14 protein-coding genes are annotated in these 17,233 nt (G+C 39.1%); 11 read left to right on the top strand and 3 right to left on the bottom strand.

All coding sequences use genetic code 11. The features are described 5' to 3' along the window. Window position 1: 1 nt before the first annotated feature. On the top strand, window positions 2-1,693 hold the full coding sequence (locus EI546_RS16475; RefSeq protein ID WP_240673186.1) for a SusD/RagB family nutrient-binding outer membrane lipoprotein: 1,692 nt from the start codon (window positions 2-4) through the stop codon (window positions 1,691-1,693). A gap of 178 nt (window positions 1,694-1,871) precedes the next feature. On the opposite strand, the gene EI546_RS07760 is transcribed toward EI546_RS16475, so the two are convergent. The 3 genes from EI546_RS07760 to EI546_RS07750 all read right to left on the bottom strand — a co-directional run bounded on the left by EI546_RS07760 (window position 1,872) and on the right by EI546_RS07750 (window position 5,312). Then, complete coding sequence (locus EI546_RS07760) at window positions 1,872-2,864, bottom strand: YpdA family putative bacillithiol disulfide reductase (RefSeq protein WP_128250010.1); 993 nt, start codon at window positions 2,862-2,864, stop codon at window positions 1,872-1,874. A 7-nt stretch (window positions 2,865-2,871) separates the two neighbouring features. Further along, entirely contained in the window at window positions 2,872-3,531 is a 660-nt protein-coding gene (gene rpe, locus EI546_RS07755) for a ribulose-phosphate 3-epimerase (RefSeq protein WP_128250009.1), read from the bottom strand. A gap of 584 nt (window positions 3,532-4,115) precedes the next feature. Further along, a complete protein-coding gene (locus EI546_RS07750; protein WP_128248875.1) occupies window positions 4,116-5,312 on the bottom strand; it encodes an IS256 family transposase in 1,197 nt (398 codons plus the stop codon). Between the two features lie 303 nt (window positions 5,313-5,615). Here EI546_RS07750 and rsgA point away from each other — a divergent pair, with 303 nt between their 5' ends. The 10 genes from rsgA (at window position 5,616) to rlmN (ending at window position 17,151) form a co-directional block, all read left to right on the top strand. Beyond that, window positions 5,616-6,566, top strand: a complete 951-nt coding sequence (gene rsgA, locus EI546_RS07745) for a ribosome small subunit-dependent GTPase A (RefSeq protein ID WP_128250008.1) — start codon at window positions 5,616-5,618, stop codon at window positions 6,564-6,566. A gap of 98 nt (window positions 6,567-6,664) precedes the next feature. Continuing rightward, the gene (gene dtd, locus EI546_RS07740) at window positions 6,665-7,117 is read left to right on the top strand and encodes a D-aminoacyl-tRNA deacylase (protein ID WP_128250007.1); all 453 of its coding nucleotides are present in this window, start codon (window positions 6,665-6,667) and stop codon (window positions 7,115-7,117) included. A 179-nt stretch (window positions 7,118-7,296) separates the two neighbouring features. After that, window positions 7,297-9,198 carry a DUF3857 domain-containing protein gene (locus EI546_RS07735; protein ID WP_128250006.1) on the top strand — a complete coding sequence of 634 codons (1,902 nt, stop codon included), beginning with the start codon at window positions 7,297-7,299 and terminating at the stop codon, window positions 9,196-9,198. A 12-nt stretch (window positions 9,199-9,210) separates the two neighbouring features. Next, window positions 9,211-11,229 carry a DUF3857 domain-containing protein gene (locus EI546_RS07730; protein WP_128250005.1) on the top strand — a complete coding sequence of 673 codons (2,019 nt, stop codon included), beginning with the start codon at window positions 9,211-9,213 and terminating at the stop codon, window positions 11,227-11,229. Beyond that, entirely contained in the window at window positions 11,229-11,564 is a 336-nt protein-coding gene (locus EI546_RS07725) for a nucleotide pyrophosphohydrolase (RefSeq protein WP_128250004.1), read from the top strand. The genes EI546_RS07730 and EI546_RS07725 overlap by 1 nt, the downstream gene beginning before the upstream one ends. Continuing rightward, window positions 11,557-11,799: a hypothetical protein gene (locus tag EI546_RS07720; RefSeq protein WP_128250003.1), complete on the top strand. Its 243-nt coding sequence runs from the start codon at window positions 11,557-11,559 to the stop codon at window positions 11,797-11,799. Before EI546_RS07725 ends, EI546_RS07720 begins: the two co-directional genes overlap by 8 nt. Next, the gene (locus EI546_RS07715) at window positions 11,796-13,040 is read left to right on the top strand and encodes a 3-phosphoshikimate 1-carboxyvinyltransferase (protein WP_128250002.1); all 1,245 of its coding nucleotides are present in this window, start codon (window positions 11,796-11,798) and stop codon (window positions 13,038-13,040) included. The genes EI546_RS07720 and EI546_RS07715 overlap by 4 nt, the downstream gene beginning before the upstream one ends. A 134-nt stretch (window positions 13,041-13,174) precedes the next feature. Continuing rightward, window positions 13,175-14,224, top strand: coding sequence for a tRNA preQ1(34) S-adenosylmethionine ribosyltransferase-isomerase QueA (queA, locus tag EI546_RS07710; protein WP_128250001.1), 1,050 nt, complete (start codon window positions 13,175-13,177; stop codon window positions 14,222-14,224). A 119-nt stretch (window positions 14,225-14,343) separates the two neighbouring features. Beyond that, entirely contained in the window at window positions 14,344-16,002 is a 1,659-nt protein-coding gene (locus EI546_RS07705) for a T9SS type A sorting domain-containing protein (protein WP_128250000.1), read from the top strand. A 105-nt stretch (window positions 16,003-16,107) separates the two neighbouring features. Beyond that, complete coding sequence (gene rlmN, locus EI546_RS07700; protein WP_128249999.1) at window positions 16,108-17,151, top strand: 23S rRNA (adenine(2503)-C(2))-methyltransferase RlmN; 1,044 nt, start codon at window positions 16,108-16,110, stop codon at window positions 17,149-17,151. Window positions 17,152-17,233 lie beyond the last annotated feature (82 nt).

Below are 17,233 nucleotides of genomic sequence, written 5' to 3'. Positions count from 1 at the left end.
AATGAAGAAACTGATTTTAATTCTAACTGCGGCAGTTATGGCCGTATCGTGTTCAGATAACCTAGAGGAACTGAACCAAAATATAAAGGACCCTACAGCGGTAAGTGGTGAGAGTCTCTTCTCGTCTGCACAAAAACAATTGGCCGATCAATTTGTTACGCCAAACGTTAACCTAAACAACAATAGGCTTTGGGTGCAGTATCTGCAAGAGACCACTTATACGGATGAAAGTAACTACGATCAAGTAACAAGAGCGATTCCTGATAATCACTGGAGAGAGATGTATAGAGATGTGCTTAAGGATTTGGACGAAGCTTCTCAAATAATTGCAGCCAACGAGGATCCGATAACTTCGGAATCCAATGAAAATAAACTGGCCATTATAGAGATACTTACGGTTTTTTCTTATAGTAATCTTGTAGAAACTTATGGTGATGTACCTTATACTGAAGCATTGGACATTGAAAACCTTTTGCCTAAATATGATGATGCTAAAACTATATATGCTGATTTAATCGTGCGATTAACCGCGGCTCAAGGGAAGCTTAACGCTAGCAACGGTTCATTTACTGCCGGTCAAGACCTTATTTATGGTGGTGACGTGGATAAATGGAGAAAATTTGCAAATTCTCTTAAGTTTAGAATGGGTATGGTTTTGGCCGATGTTGATCCAGGACTATCTACAACCACTGTAAACTCAGCGCTTGAAGCTGGCGTATTTGAAAGTAATGCAGATAATGGAAGTTACAAATATTCTGCAGCAGCTCCTAACAATAATCCTATGAACGATAACTTAATTTTAAGTGGAAGAAAGGATTATGTAGCAGCAAGAACCATCATCGAAAAAATGAAAGAACTTGATGATCCAAGGATAGAAAAGTATTTCGCCGGTAAAGTTGACTTGCAATTGGGAGAAGTGGTGTCTGTTACTACATCTGGTACAACGACAACCATTACTTTTAAGGATAAGATTGGACTAGACCCGCTACCGGTAGTAGGAGTGGACGAAGCTTACCTGCAAGGCCCTGATGGTCGTATTTCTTTGGGAGTTATTACTGCAATGGGAGAAAAAACCATTGATATTGAAAATATCACCCAAATGCCTGCAGTTGAAGATATAGTTACAGTATTCCTTTATAAAGGAGGATCAATAGGAAAACCATCTCCGTACGCTGGTAACGTTAAGGTAAATCCTCGTCTAACTGATCCAACTGAACCAGGAGTTTTATTATCTTTCGTTGAGGTTGAGTTTTTAAAGGCTGAAGCAGCAGCAAGAGGTGGTTACAATATCGCTGGTACTGCCAAAGAATATTACGATGCTGCCATTACTGCTTCGTTTGAATTCTGGGGTGCTGAGGGGCTAGCCGATTATTTGGCCAACCCTTTAGTTGATTATGATACTGCAATTGCTAACAGTACTTCCGATCCAAAATGGAAAGAAGTTATTGGAACGCAAGCTTGGTTAGGTCTTTATAACAGAACCTTCGCTGCTTGGTTATCTGTACGTCGTTTGGACTACCCAATTTTAACCAAACCTGCAAGTGCTGAGTCTGGGTTCCCAGTTAGATATACATACCCAGCACAGGAACAAACATTGAATACTACCAGTTACAATGCAGCAGCTTCTGCAATTGGTGGAGATACACCAGAGACTCGTTTGTTCTGGGATAAATATTACACTTTTGATTTCTAATTAAAATCATCTTTGTAAAAGGGAAAAATCCTCGGTTTCGTGCCGAGGATTTTTTTTTACTTATTTTTTTTAAGGAAAAACCTTCAAGAATGTTTTTAAATTATCTTCGTTATAAAAGGAAAATCATCCTAACGCGTGAAAGTGAAATTCGAAAGATTTAGGGTGAATAGCTATAGTTCTAAATCTTTTCTTTTTGAATGATGCTCTGAAGAATGATTTTTGCATGTATTCGGGAATTTTCTATAAACCATTTGTGAGTTTCCATTCCTCCGCATATTACACCCGCCAAATACAGTCCATCGACATTTGTTTCCATAGTTTCTGGGTCGTAAGTTGGCAACATCTTTCCATCATCCGATAAGTGCACTCCCAGATTTGTTAAAAACTCAAAGTTCGGTCTATATCCAGTTAAGGCAATTACAAAGTCATTCTGTAAAACTTCGATACCATAGGGCGTATTTACAACAACCTCATTTTTCGTGATTTCAGTGATTTCGGAATTGAATAATGCCTTGATACTTCCTTCCTTTATACGATTTTCAATATCCGGTTTCACCCAATACTTCACCCGCTCACCAATTTCGGCACCCCGAACAACCATTGTTACCTCACCTCCCTTTCGCCAGATTTCCAATGCGGCATCCACGGAAGAATTGCTAGCTCCCACTACTACCACTCTTTGCATTACAAAAGGATGAGCTTCCTTGTAATAGTGCATCACTTTAGGCAAATTCTCTCCAGGAATATCCAACAAATTAGGAATATCAAAAAATCCTGTACTCACAATTACATTGAGGGCACAATAGTTTCCTTTATCTGAAACAATACGAAATTGGTTGTCTGTTTTTGTAATAGCCGTTATCTCTTCGTACAAATTGATATTGAGATGGTTGGAGGTGGCCACTCTTCTATAGTATTCCAAAGCCTCATTTCGGTGAGGTTTTGGATTATTACTGATAAAGGGAATGTTGTCGATCTCCAATTTTTCCGAAGTGGAGAAGAAGGTCATATTTAAAGGGTAATTATAAATAGAATTGGTAAGGGTACCTTTTTCAACTACAACGTATTCAAACCCATGTTTTTTGCATTCCAGCGCGCAGGCAATCCCTATAGGACCCGCACCAATGATCAATACGTCCAGGCACTTGAGTTTTGAATCGGAATGCGACATGAGATGATTATTTCAAGATATTTTTAAGGTCAGTAATAATTTTGGGAGGATTGCTCGCGCCAAAAACATAACTTCCAGCAACCAAAACATCCGCTCCGGCATCTACTAGTTGACGTGCATTTTTATCAGTTACACCACCGTCCACTTCGATTTTGGTTTGTGCTCCGTTCGCCTTAATTATTTTTTTAAGTTGCTCCACTTTTTTATAGGTATGCTCAATAAAGCTTTGTCCTCCAAAACCGGGATTTACGCTCATTAAACAAACCAAATCAATATCGTTTATAACATCTTCCAACAATATCACGTTGGTATGAGGGTTTATGGCAACCCCTGCTTGCATGCCTTCATTTTTGATTGCTTGTAGCGTACGGTGGAGGTGATTGCACGCTTCATAATGAACCGAAAGTATATTGGCGCCAAGATCAGCAAAATCCTTTATATACCTATCTGGATCTACAATCATTAAATGGACATCCAAAGGTTTTTTGGCATGTTTTGCGATACTTTTTATAACTGGCATTCCATAAGAGATGTTGGGAACAAAGAGTCCGTCCATTACATCCAAATGGAACCAATCGGCATCGCTATTATTTATCATCTCAATATCCCTCTGGAGATTAGCGAAATCAGCAGCAAGAACGGATGGGGCAAGAAGTGTATGGCTCATTTAAACAGTTTTTTGCAAAGGTAATGGATTGTTTTTGCTTTCAGGTTTGTAGGGAGGAGTTTATGGGTTTAAGAATTTAAAAGTTGAGGAGTTGAGGAGTTGAGGAGTTCGGCAGTTGAAAAGTTGAAAGTTTAAATGTTCATGTGTTTAAAAGAGTAACCGTCAAAAAGAAATCTATCAAAAGGATGAATGAATATCTTTAGTTCCCTTTAGAGGGTCCGGTTAAAGCGAGAAAACACATTTCCATAATTAGAAATTGAGAAACTGAGCTACTGAGAAGGTGCCGAGAGATTAGATTCCATCGTGGGTCTCTTATAAACCCATCGACTCCTCAGCAAAATGTAGTTGGGGAGTTGAAAGTTTATAAATTTTATGAGTTTATGAGTTTATGGGTTTATGGGTTGAAGAGTTCTGGGTTTATAAGTTTAAAGGATTCTCCAACAAAATGGAGCTTGAACAAAGGGAAGATTGGGTAAATATCTCTGGTTCGCTTTAGATACTATAAAAAAACGGAAATTTTCCAGAAATAATTCGACACTATCCCGTTAAGTGTGTAAGTTTAAAATAACAGGGGTTGGACTTTTTTAGAGTCTGACCCTTTTTTCATAGATCGTTAGGAACTGGTTTAATATAATGCCCCAGTTCCTGACGGGCATTGTCCATTTTTTGGTGGCTTCCCTTACTGCCAAATATACGGATTTCATCACGGCATCGTCCGTTGGGAAGGAAAGTTTGTTCTTGGTGTACTTTCTTATCTTCCCGTTCAGGTTCTCGATAAGGTTCGTGGTATAGATGATCTTGCGTATCTCCAACGGGAACTCATAGAACACTGTGAGCTCTTCCCAGTTGTCGCGCCAGCTCTTGATGGCATAGGAATATTTATCGTTCCATTTTTGGGCAAAATCCTCTAGGGCCATCTTGGCGGCCTCCTGGTTTGGGGCGTTATAGATATGCTTCATATCTGCGGTAAAGGCTTTTTTATCCTTCCATACGACGTACCTGCAGGCATTGCGTATCTGGTGTACCACGCATATCTGGGTCTTGGACTCGGGGAACACGTTCTTGATCGTATCCGTAAAACCATTGAGGTTATCGGTGGCCGTGATAAGGATGTCTTCTGTGCCGCGCGCCCTTATATCGGTCAATACGCTCATCCAGAAAGCTGCTGATTCGTTCTTGCCAAGCCATAGCCCCAAGACCTCTTTTTTACCGTCCCTGCGCAGGCCAACGGCTATGTAGATGGTCTTGTTAATAACCTTGGAGTTCTCGCGGACCTTGAATACGATGCCATCCATCCAGACAATCAAGTAGACCGGCTCCAAGGGACGGTTCTGCCAGGCAACTATATCGCCCGATATTTTTTCCGTGATCCTGGATATGGTCGAGGTGGACACATCAAAATCATAGACCTCACGTATCTGCTCCTCAATATCGCTGTTGCTCATTCCCTTGGCATAGAGTGACACGATGACGTTCTCAAGGCCATCGACCATATTGCCCCGCTTGGGTACGATCATGGGATTGAACGAGGCCTCACGGTCTCTGGGGACGGCAATCTCGGATTCGCCAAAGGAGGTTTTTATTTTCTTCCGGGAGTGCCCGTTGCGCGAGTTGCCTCCATTGGACCTCTGGTGTTTGTCGTAATCTAGGTGGCCGTCGAGCTCACCTTCGAGCATCTTTTCGATCCCACGTTTCTGGATCTGCTTTAAAAAATCGCTGAGCTCCTCGTGGGTCTTGAACTGCTTCAGAAAATCATCTGAAATTAAATCGTCTTTCTTCATAATGTGTAAAAGTTAAAGATTAAAAACTAAATAATAAAATAGCGGGGGCCGGCCCCCGCTATTTTATTATTTACACACTTTATGAGATAGTCCCAATAATTCAGGGCCTTCATAAGTTAAATTCCTTAAGTTACCTTTTTTTGAATATTCATGCTAGTTCTAAGCAGTACATTTTTATCTATTTCGAGGTAGTTGCGACGAGGGTAATATCTTTTAGTTTTCAATCGTATCTTTGCAATTCTGAATTTTATGGAATATGGAAGATATGGTTATTTCTTTTTGCTTTCTTATTAACCCTCCTCAATGAAAGGCCTCGTATATAAATCTACTGGTAGTTGGTACTCTGTTAAAGCAGAGAACGGCACTTTTTATAGTTGTCGTTTAAAGGGCAGGTTCCGTATTGGTGGCATTAAAAGCACCAATCCCGTGGCAGTAGGAGATAGAGTGATTTTTGAAATAGACAAAAAGGGAGCTGAAGGCGAAGGAGTGATAACAACTATTGAACCTCGAGAAAACTATATAATTCGAAAATCCGTTAACCTGTCAAAACAGACCCATATTATTGCAGCCAATATCGACACTGCGTTTTTGTTGGTAACTTTGAATAATCCGCCAACGTTTACCAGTTTTATAGATCGATTTTTGGTCACTGCAGAGGCTTATCACATACAAGCAGTTATTCTTTTTAATAAGGTTGATACTTATAATGACGATGAGTTATTGGAAATAAAATTGCTCGCCGCCCTATATCGAAAAATTGGATATGAATGTATCGGTATTTCCGCTGTAACCGGAAAAAATGTTGAAAAAGTTAAAGCTCTGATGCAGGACAAGGTTAGCATGTTTTCTGGCCATAGTGGCACTGGCAAATCTACTTTGGTAAATGCCATTGAGCCAGGTCTAGACTTGAAAACCTCAAAAATTTCCGATCAACATTTACAAGGCCAGCACACTACTACATTTGCAGAAATGTTCGATCTGTCATTTGGCGGACAAATAATAGATACGCCCGGGATCAAGGGATTTGGTCTGGTGGATGTGGAAAAGGAAGAGCTAGCAGATTATTTTCCTGAATTCTTTGCTCTCAAAGGAAATTGTAAATTTAATAATTGTCTGCATTTGGAAGAACCGCAGTGTGCAGTAAAGGAAGCTTTAGAAGACGAAGAAATAGCATGGTCTCGATATAGAAGTTACCTGCAAATTTTGGAAGGAGAAGAAGATCATTTCCGAAAGGATATTTATGATGAAAAATGAATTAGATTAAACTTTGACAAAATTCAAGACTTTTTCCAAATTGAATAAATTTTAAAGTTGAATAAAATCTTCCCTTCGGGGTGAGTTAGTGGGGGACAATGAGAGCATTAATCCAAAGAGTAAAAAACGCATCTGTTACAATTGACGGAAATTTATTTTCCGAAATAAACCATGGGTTACTCATTCTTTTAGGAATAGAGGAGGCAGATACACAAGAGGATATCGACTGGTTGGCGGGAAAGATTGCCCGTTTGCGAATCTTTTCAGACGAAAATGATGCTATGAATCTTTCTGTTCAGGATGTAGGTGGAAACTGTATGGTAGTTAGTCAATTCACCCTTCATGCCAACACAAAAAAGGGGAATAGACCTTCCTTTATTAAGGCAGCTCGGCCAGAAACTGCTATTCCTATCTACAAAAATTTCGTAAGACAACTCGAGCAAGAAACTGGCAAAACCGTCGCGACAGGTAGCTTTGGTGCTATGATGGACGTCGCTCTAATCAATGATGGGCCGGTCACTATTTGGATCGATTCGAAAAATAAAGAATAATTCTTCTTAACTTTTTTTTAACCTTTCAATTTTTATTATCTTGGTTACGATAAAGACGGCTTATTTATTTAAATGGGTTTCAATCTATTGAGCATTCCGGTCAAACCTTAAGCCTTCTCGATAAGGAAATGTTGCTCTCAAAAGAAATGAACAGAGCTGAGTATTAAAAAGTCAAGAATATGAGGAGTGTTCTTTTTTTAGCTTTGCTATTCCATTCAACATCTTATTTTGCGCAAATTGGTTATTCCATTTTGTCGATTCCTAAGGAACTGACCACAAATGCCAATAGTGTCGTTTTAGAGGAATTGATTGAAATAGATGTATCTAACATTTCCAAGATGAAGGTTAAAAAGCGTAGAGTTGTTGCCGTGTTAAACAAACTTGGCGATAGCAATCTGGAGCTCTATGAATTTTACAGTAGTAATTCACGTGTAAAAAATATTGACTCTTGGATATATAATGCCATTGGCAAGGAAATGCGTCATTTCAAGAAAAAGGATTTTTCTGACGTGAGTAGAACAGGGGGCAATATGTATGTAGATGCCCGAGTATTATATTTAAATTATACTCCCACCAGCTATCCCTACATTGCCGTTTTCACAAGTGAGACGGAATCTGGTGATACAGCCTTTATCGATTCGTGGTGGCCATTAAATGACTATGCCGAGGGAACACAAAGGAGTGTCTATAAGTTAAAATATGACGCGTCTAACAAACCCCGCTACAAAGCCAACAATCTGGATGGATATGATATTTCCATTGAAGAAAATCCTGAAGAGCTGATTTTTTCTGCGTCTAATCTCAAGCCTATCCGCTATGAGGAGCATAGCCCAATTGGCAGAGATATTTTCCCTAGTGTTCTGGTAGCATTAAATAGTTTTAACCTAAAAGGAACCCTTGGAGCTGCTGAAGATTGGGAACAGTTTGGAAAGTGGATGGAGCAGGACCTCTTGGCTGACGTCAGGGAAATTCCCGAAGGAACTCTAGCAAAGGTTAGCAGTTTGGTTGCTAATGAAACTACAAATGAAGGCAAAGCTCGAAAAATATATCAATTTGTACAAGACAAAGTGCGGTATATAAGTGTGCAGATCGGTATAGGCGGGTGGAAGCCCATGCCCGCCCAAGAGGTTGATAAATTGGGCTATGGCGATTGTAAAGCATTGACCAACTATACAAAAGCGTTGTTGGATGCTGTTGGGGTTCCTTCTTATTACACCGTTTTATACGGCGATATCAAAAAGTGGGATATTCTGGAAGACTTTGCTTCGGTACAAGGAAATCACGTGATTCTGGGTGTGCCGGATGGCGACGAAATAACCTGGTTGGAATGTACCAATCAAGATGTACCTTATGGGTATATTGGTAATTTCACGAATGATCGTCAAGCGCTAATTATAACACCCGAAGGTGGGAAGATTGCGCGCACCAAGATTTATGAAACAGCCGAGAATACCCAAGAAAATTTTGCCAAGATAATCGTGGGATCCGACGGAAAGATTACTGCTGAATTTAACAGTGTTTCAAAAGGACTGCAGTACGGGGATAAATATCCACTTGCCAAGAAAAAGGCTGATGAGATTGACAAATATTATAAAGAACGGTGGCGCTATATTAACGGATTTTCCATTTCAGATCTCAAATTTGTCAATGATAAAAAGATAGTAGGTTTTAACGAAAAAATGCGCTTACAAATCCCGAATTATGCAAATAGTGTAGGTAGTGATTTTCTGTTTTGCCCGAATGTTTTTAATCAGAAAAGCTATGTGCCTCCGCGAATAGAAGATAGAAAACAAAAACTTTATATTGGTTACGGTTATATTGACATTGATACTGTGGATATAGAAATCCCCGAAAATTTTATAATTGAGGCGGTACCTGATCCTACCGTTATCGAAACCAAATTTGGGAAATATGAAATAGCTTTTACCCAAACTTCTGAAAATAAATTACGCTATATCCGTAAAATTCAAATTGAAAAAGGAGAGTATCCTCCTTCAGAATACGAAAATTACCGTGATTTTCTCCGAACAATTGCCCGTTTGGATAAATCCAAGGTTCTCTTAAAAAAGATGTCTCAATAATTCTAATATGTTATGAAAATCAAACTCCTTACCGCCGTACTATTTCTGGCCATCTTTGGTGTCCTAAATGCCCAGAATTATAAATTTGGAAAAGTTTCTAAGGACGAACTTCTACAGAAAGAACATCCCACAGACCCCACTGCAGATGCTGCAATACTTTATCGTGAAACTAAGTCAGAGTTTCAATACAGCCAAGATTCTGGATGGACTTTGGTCACGGACTATTTTGAACGTATAAAGATATATACCAAAGAGGGTTTTGAATATGCTAATGCAACCGTAGATCTTTTTAAAGATACCAGTAGTGAGGACAAATTGCGTGGATTAAAGGGATACACCTATTATTTAAGCGAAGACGGAAAGGTGAGGGATGTGAAACTTCAAAATGATGGTGTTTTTGAGGAAAAAACCACCAAATATCTGACCCAAACAAAGATTACCATGCCCGATGTTCGGGAAGGGTGTATTATTGAGTATAAATATTCCATCTCCTCCCCATTTATTCTGAGTATTGACGAATTTAGATTGCAGGAAACCATTCCGGTGGATAAGGTTTCTGTTCTTTTTAAATCTCCAGAATACTTTATTTTTAAAAATCATCAAAGAGGTTGGATTCCTTTTAAAATTGATACAGAAACCAGAGAAAGAGTAATGGTTTTTAACCAGACATCACAAGATTTATCAGGGTTTGGAGCAATAGGAATTCCAAAAACATCATCTCGGGAAGTAAGGTTTAAGGAAAATTCATACATAATTGAATTGAATAGTGTTCCTGCATTAAAAGAGGAAGCTTTTTCGGGGAATTTAAGCAACTACACTACTGCCCTTCAATTCGAGTTGAGTTACATAAATATGCCGGGATCGTCAAAATCATATGCCACTACCTGGGAAGATGTTTCAAATACTATTTACAACCGAAGTGAATTTGGTTCCGAATTGCAAAGGAATAATTACTTTGAAAAGGATATCGATGCTCTTCTTAGCGGAGTAACCATGCCAGAGGAAAAGATCGAAAAAATATATTATTATGTTTTAAATAAAATGAATTGGAATGGTTACAATGGTTTCTATACTAATGAAGGTGTTAAAAACGCGTACAAAAAAGGTTCTGGAAATGTGGGGGATATAAATTTAATGTTGGTCGCAATGCTACGATATGCCAACTTAGATGCCAATCCGGTTTTAATTAGTACAAAATCACACGGAATTCCGTTGTTCCCTACAATTAATGGGTTTAATTATGTTATAGCATCGGTTGTATTACCAAAAGGAACAATTCTGCTTGATGCTACGCAAAAGGATGCCGAGATAGGAGTTTTAAAATCGTCGGTTATCAATGGAGATGGTAGATTGATAAAAAAGGATGGTTTTTCCACTTGGGTATCATTACGATCCCACATTCCCGCCGTAAGAAGCACGATGCTAAATGCAACACTTCAGCCCGACCTATCTGTAAGAGGTAGAACCCAGAATAGGTTTACGGGTAATTTTGCGTTTCAGTATAGGTCCAAATTCAAGATTCTAAACACTGAATCGCAAATTAAGGAGTTGGAAAAAAAGCTGAAACAAACCGAACTGTCAAATCATTCTTTTGAAAATTTGGATAAATTGGGTCAGCCCGTTTCATTGGAATACGATTTTGAATCAACTCATGGAATAGAGAATGTTGCTGGAAAACTATATATTTCACCTATGTTATATTTGGCAACCCAGGAAAATCCTTTTAAGGCTGAAAAACGGGAATATCCCATAGATTTTGGATTTCCATTGAGGGATCGCTATATTGTGAATATTGCATTACCCGAAGGATATAAAGTTGAATCAATACCTGAAAATGTAGCCTTTAGTTGGGGTGAAAACTTAGGAAGTTATAGATATCTAATCTCCCAAACGGGAAATAATTTACAGCTTTCTGTGGAGTTTGCGATTAATGAATCATTAATTGGGGCGAATGATTACGATGGCTTAAAGAAATTTTTCGAGCTGTTAATAGCGAAGGAAAACGAAAAAATAGTACTTTCAAAAGCATAATGGATATAAAGAACGCACAACAGGCAGTAGATGCTTGGATAAAGGACCATGGTGTTCGTTATTTTAACGAACTGACCAATATGGCACAACTTACCGAAGAAGTGGGGGAAGTCGCACGCATCATTGCCCGTAGATATGGGGAACAAAGTGAAAAGGAAAGCGACAGGAATAAAGATTTGGGCGAAGAGCTTGCAGATGTTATTTTTGTCGTGCTTTGTCTCGCCAATCAAACGGGAGTGGATCTTGAAAAGGCATTTCAGAAAAAATTGGATATCAAAACAAAGCGCGACCACGATAGGCACCATAATAATGAAAAACTAAAAGGAGATGTTTAAGAAGATAGTAGGGCATAAGGGTTTTTGGAAATCGGTTATTTCATTGGCATTGGCATTTGCAATTCTTTTTGGATTGATAAAATGGGCCATAGAGGGATTTGCAACTGCATTTTTCACCGAAAGAGATCCATTGGTCTTTATACTCGGTTTGCTATTAGCGGGATTAGTTTATGGTTTTTTCGTGACCTTCGGGAAATTCCGTGCCAAAATAAAAGAAAATGAGTCTCGGAGATGAAAGCCATTCTCCATTCTGGGGATTTTCCCGTTCAGAATAGAAAAATCATAATCGGAGGTTCAAAAAGTGAATCTAATAGGTTGTTGATATTAAAGTCTCTATTTTTAAATATTCGTATAAAAAGTCTTTCAGAAAGTGATGATACTCGAGTTCTAGAAAAGAGTCTTAAAACGCTAAAGGGAACGGTAAACATCCATCACGCGGGAACCGCTATGCGATTTCTTACTGCCTACTACGCCAGTATGGAAGGTGCTGAAATTACCTTAAAGGGAAGCCAGAGAATGCACGAACGACCCATCGGTATTTTGGTGGAAGCTTTAAGAAATCTAGGTGCCGATATTGAATATCTGGAAAATGAAGGTTTTCCTCCCTTAAAAATTACTGGAAAGAAACTGACAGTCGATGAGGTTACCATCCCAGCCGATGTAAGCAGCCAGTATATTTCTGCTCTTATGCTTATTGCCCCGAAACTTCCGAATGGACTTAAAATTTACTTAGATGGCGACACCGTTTCTGAAGCTTACATACAGATGACCTTGTCTCTCTTGAGGCGAATTGGAGTAAAGGCCAGTTTAAACAACAATCAGATTACTATTTCTCCCGTTGAAAAAGTTGAAGAGGTCGAAATTGCTGTGGAATCAGATTGGAGTTCTGCGTCTTATTTCTACAGTTTGGTTGCACTGTCGGAAAATTTGAAGATTACCTTAAGCCACTTTTCCAAGGATAGTTTACAGGGAGATTCATTTTTGCCGGAAATCTACAAGGTTTTTGGTGTCCAGACTGATTTCAACACGGCTGAAAACTCTATAAATCTTTACAAACAAGAAGTTATTCTTCCAAATAGAGTAACACTCGATTTATCCAATACACCCGATTTGGCTCAAACTATTGCAGTAACGTGTTTTGGGATGGGGATAGCTTGTAATTTAACAGGCCTGCAAACACTAAAAATAAAGGAGACTGATAGACTTTCAGCCTTAAAAAAAGAACTTTCGAAACTTGGAGCAGTCATCACAATAGATGATAATTCTTTACAATTGGAGAGATCTTCCGGAATTCTTCCAAACCCTTCTATAGAAACCTACGAAGATCACAGAATGGCAATGGCTTTTGCCCCACTGGCAGTTAAGACCGATCTTATTATCGAGGATGCCCAGGTTGTTTCAAAATCCTATCCTGAATTTTGGAAAGATCTAAAAATGACAGGTATAAACTGTGATTTAAAGGATTTGTCCAAATAAGTGACTTTATCAAACATAGATGCAGTAAGGCTTATGGACCGAATTAAATAATAAATAGGCATTTACTTGACAACGCCTAGTTCGAGAGCGTATCTTTGCACACTTTTTAAACAATGTTCTAAACGCAATAGGGAATGAAGCTTTCACACTTTAATTTTAATTTACCAGAAGAATTATTGGCCGAATATCCGGCCCCAAATAGAGATGAGGCCAGGTTAATGGTTCTTAACCGAAAGGATAAGACCATCGAGCACAAAATCTTTAAAGATCTAATAGATTACTTTGAGGAGGACGATGTCCTTATCACCAACAATACGAAAGTTTTCCCAGCACGTTTATACGGAAATAAGGAAAAAACAGGTGCCCGAATTGAGGTTTTTCTTTTAAGAGAACTCAATGCCGAGACCAGACTTTGGGATGTATTGGTAGATCCAGCACGTAAGATTCGAATCGGGAACAAATTGTATTTCGGAGAGGATGAGTCTTTGGTAGCCGAGGTTATCGATAACACTACTTCCAGAGGCCGGACTTTACGATTTCTTTTTGATGGTTCGTATCAGGAATTCCGTAATAAATTAACTGAGTTGGGTGAAACTCCATTGCCAAAATATATAAAGCGTAGTGTAGAACCGGAAGATGCAGAGCGCTACCAAACTATTTTCGCTAAAAATGAAGGCGCCGTCGCAGCACCGACTGCAGGTCTTCATTTCTCAAAACATCTATTAAAACGAATGGAAATAAAAGGTGTAAAGATGGCAGAAGTTACTCTTCACGTAGGATTGGGAACTTTTAGCAGTGTAGAGGTAGAAGATTTATCTAAGCATAAAATGGATTCTGAAGAGATGCGCATCGATCAGGAGGCAGCAGATATCGTAAATAAGGGAATCGAAAATAAAAGAAGAGTTTGTGCAGTTGGAACAACCGCGATGAGAGCTTTGGAGAGTGCTGTTTCTACAGACCACCGTCTTAATGCCTATTCTGGATGGACCAATAAATTTATTTTCCCTCCTTATGATTTTAGTATTGCCAATGCCATGGTGACCAATTTCCACACGCCAAAATCAACTTTAATGATGATGGTTTCAGCTTTTGCTGGGCATGATTTTATGAAAGAGGCGTATGCAGAGGCGATTAAAGAAAAATATAATTTCTATACTTATGGCGATGCCATGTTTATTATTTAATTTTTAATTACTACAACTTATGAGAATCCCGATGAAAGTCGGGATTTTTCATTTTTGGACGTCTGATTGCGAATTATGAAAATAATCAATTATCTTAGTATCCTATTTAGCAACAGATAATGAGAGAAATTATACTTTTCTTCTTTTCTTTATTTTTTGTTTTTAATCTCTTTTCCCAAGAGGTGGGTAATCCTATGCCTGAAAGTTGGAGCACCACCTTGTCCAAAAGTCCGAGACTTATTCAGCTAAACCCATTGGATATGGGTGTGGTTATGGCTCAGGATAGCATAAACGATTTGGATAAAAGTATTCCATGGCGTTATGGCATTCAACGTTCCTTGCAGTTGAATATGGATGAAGATGGGCTTTGGACAGACCTACCAAACGGTGGGAAAATCTGGCAGGTGGTTATTCAATCTCAAAATGCGCTCAACATAAGCATTAATTTCACTGATTTTTTCCTTCCCCCAGGTTCTAGACTTCAATTATTTAATAATGAAAGAACCACCGTGGCCCAAACTTTCACCAACGCCCAAAATCGGGAATCCAATCGGTTAGGTACCTGGTTTATAAATGGGGATACTGTTTGGATAGAGTACTTTCAGGCGGCTGGAACTTCTGCAAAACCACGGTTGGAAATAGGTAGTATTATCCACGGATATAGAATGGGCGAAATTAACCCCACAAATCCTCTGGGAAACAGGATGAATGGCTCGGGCCCTTGCAATTATGATGTAAACTGTCCTATCGGGCCCGATTTCGATTCGCAAAAGGATATATTAAAAAAATCCGTTGCTTTTGTAAATCTTGGGAACGGTTATCTCTGTTCTGCGGTTTTGGTCAATAATACCAAAGCTGATAAAACTCCGTATATCTTAACTGCCAATCATTGTTTAGAAAATAGCGATCCTTCTTTTTGGTCTATCCGTTTTAATTGGGTGAGTCCTAGGCCTGTATGTGGTACCGGTGAGGATAGTGGCGACCTTCGCAATAATTTTACGGTAAGTGGGGCCAAACTCATGGCCAATAATGGTTTAAGCGATTTTGCGCTGGTTAAATTGTATGATGATATCCCTGATTCTTGGGATGTTGCATTTGCCGGATGGGATAACTCCGATACCGATCCTTTGTTTGAAGTGGGCATTCACCATCCAAATGGAGATATAATGAAAATTTGTCGGGACGACTCGGGCGCAGAAAAAATAAATGCCAACGGTGTAAAAGTCTGGTTGATAGGTGGCGGTCAGCACGGTACTGGAAACGGGTGGGAATTAGGAACAACCGAAAGTGGTTCTTCTGGTTCTCCTCTTTTTAATGAACGCGGAAAAATTATCGGACAATTATATGCAGGCGAATCTTCCTGCGTAGGAACGGAAAACAACCAAAACTACGATATTTATGGACGTTTTGGAGTATCCTGGGATTCTGGCTACAGTCCTGAAACAAGATTAAAAGATTGGTTGGATCCAGGAAATTCAGGTCAGACTTCTATTGAAACCCTTCAGAATATCTTGAACGTACCAGTTTTTACACCTATGGGCGAACTGGAGATATTCCCCAATCCCGTCAGTTCAACCATTACGGTGAAAAATGCAAGCTATCCACATCTTACCTACCAATTCTTCACTATAATAGGACAGCAAATGCAGGCGGGAACACTATACAATAGTGTCAATTCTATTTCCGTAGAAAACCTTGACGAAGGTATATATCTTCTGCGCTTAACGGATGAGGACAGTAGTGATTCCATAACCAAAAAAATAGTCGTTAAACGTTGATTCTGGTTCTGCGATATTTTTCATAACTCTTGAATTCTTCTGTTGTCTTTTACAAGATTCCTTTTGCTTAATCGCTATTCTTATAAAATCCCGTAATTTTGCAGCATGATTACAGCAAAAAAGGATATACGAGCACTTTCAAAAAAGGAACTTCAGGATTTTTTTGAAAGTATTGGAGACAAGGCTTTTCGGGGCACTCAGGTTTACGAATGGTTATGGAGTAAGGGAGCGCATAGCTTTGACGAAATGACCAACATTTCCAAGGAAACCCGGGCACATTTGGACAAGAATTTTGTAATTAACCACATCAAGGTGGATCATCTTCAAAAAAGCTCCGATGGTACAATTAAAAATGCTGTAAGATTACACGACGATCTCATAGTTGAATCTGTATTAATTCCTACCAATAAAAGAACCACTGCCTGTGTTTCTTCCCAAGTGGGTTGTAGTTTGGACTGTTCTTTTTGTGCAACTGCCCGCTTAAAAAGAATGCGGAATCTCAATGCAGATGAAATATACGATCAAGTGGTTGCCATAGATCGCGAAAGTAGATTATATCACGACAAGCCCCTTTCGAATATTGTATATATGGGAATGGGCGAACCTTTGATGAATTACAAAAATGTATTGGAATCCATCGAAAAGATAACCTCTGAGGAAGGATTGGGAATGTCGCCCAAACGGATTACTGTTTCGACCTCTGGGGTTCCAAAAATGATCAAGAAATTAGCTGATGATCAGGTTAAGTTCCATTTAGCCGTTTCCCTGCATTCTGCCATTCAGGAGAAGAGAGAGCAGATTATGCCCTTTGCCAAGAACTTTACGCTTACCGATCTTCGGGAAGCATTGGAGTATTGGTACAGCAAAACCAAAAGAAAAATTCGATATGAATATATAGTTTGGAAGGATATAAACGACAAACCAGAAGATATTGAGGCTCTGGTAGCGTTTTGCAAATACGTTCCTTGCAAGGTCAATCTTATCGAATATAATCCTATAGACGATGGCCATTTTCAACAAGCGGCTCCAGAAATAACCCAACAGTATATTGATAGGCTAGAATATTACCATATTCCGGTTACCGTGCGTAGAAGCAGAGGAAAGGATATTGATGCCGCCTGCGGGCAGTTGGCGAATAAGCAGAAATAATTTAAAGTTTACTCTTATAACCCGAGGGTCATTTCTTTTGGATCATCCTAATTAGATTACAAAAATCACTAGGCCAATTTAC

It is taken from the genome of Aequorivita sp. H23M31, assembly GCF_004022485.1.
In the GTDB taxonomy this organism is placed as follows: domain Bacteria; phylum Bacteroidota; class Bacteroidia; order Flavobacteriales; family Flavobacteriaceae; genus Aequorivita; species Aequorivita ciconiae.
This window is presented reverse-complemented; position numbering and strand designations above follow the sequence as displayed.

Excerpts from the sequence above, each read along its gene's own strand:
- rsgA (WP_128250008.1), top strand. The coding sequence starts at position 5,616 with ATGAAAGGCCTCGTATATAAATCTACTGGTAGTTGGTACTCTGTTAAA.
- EI546_RS07735 (WP_128250006.1), top strand. The coding sequence starts at position 7,297 with ATGAGGAGTGTTCTTTTTTTAGCTTTGCTATTCCATTCAACATCTTAT.
- rpe (WP_128250009.1), bottom strand. The coding sequence starts at position 3,531 with ATGAGCCATACACTTCTTGCCCCATCCGTTCTTGCTGCTGATTTCGCT.
- EI546_RS16475 (WP_240673186.1), top strand. The coding sequence starts at position 2 with ATGAAGAAACTGATTTTAATTCTAACTGCGGCAGTTATGGCCGTATCG.
- dtd (WP_128250007.1), top strand. The coding sequence starts at position 6,665 with ATGAGAGCATTAATCCAAAGAGTAAAAAACGCATCTGTTACAATTGAC.
- rlmN (WP_128249999.1), top strand. The coding sequence starts at position 16,108 with ATGATTACAGCAAAAAAGGATATACGAGCACTTTCAAAAAAGGAACTT.
- EI546_RS07750 (WP_128248875.1), bottom strand. The coding sequence starts at position 5,312 with ATGAAGAAAGACGATTTAATTTCAGATGATTTTCTGAAGCAGTTCAAG.
- EI546_RS07725 (WP_128250004.1), top strand. The coding sequence starts at position 11,229 with ATGGATATAAAGAACGCACAACAGGCAGTAGATGCTTGGATAAAGGAC.
- EI546_RS07760 (WP_128250010.1), bottom strand. The coding sequence starts at position 2,864 with ATGTCGCATTCCGATTCAAAACTCAAGTGCCTGGACGTATTGATCATT.
- EI546_RS07705 (WP_128250000.1), top strand. The coding sequence starts at position 14,344 with ATGAGAGAAATTATACTTTTCTTCTTTTCTTTATTTTTTGTTTTTAAT.
- EI546_RS07720 (WP_128250003.1), top strand. The coding sequence starts at position 11,557 with ATGTTTAAGAAGATAGTAGGGCATAAGGGTTTTTGGAAATCGGTTATT.
- EI546_RS07730 (WP_128250005.1), top strand. The coding sequence starts at position 9,211 with ATGAAAATCAAACTCCTTACCGCCGTACTATTTCTGGCCATCTTTGGT.
- queA (WP_128250001.1), top strand. The coding sequence starts at position 13,175 with ATGAAGCTTTCACACTTTAATTTTAATTTACCAGAAGAATTATTGGCC.
- EI546_RS07715 (WP_128250002.1), top strand. The coding sequence starts at position 11,796 with ATGAAAGCCATTCTCCATTCTGGGGATTTTCCCGTTCAGAATAGAAAA.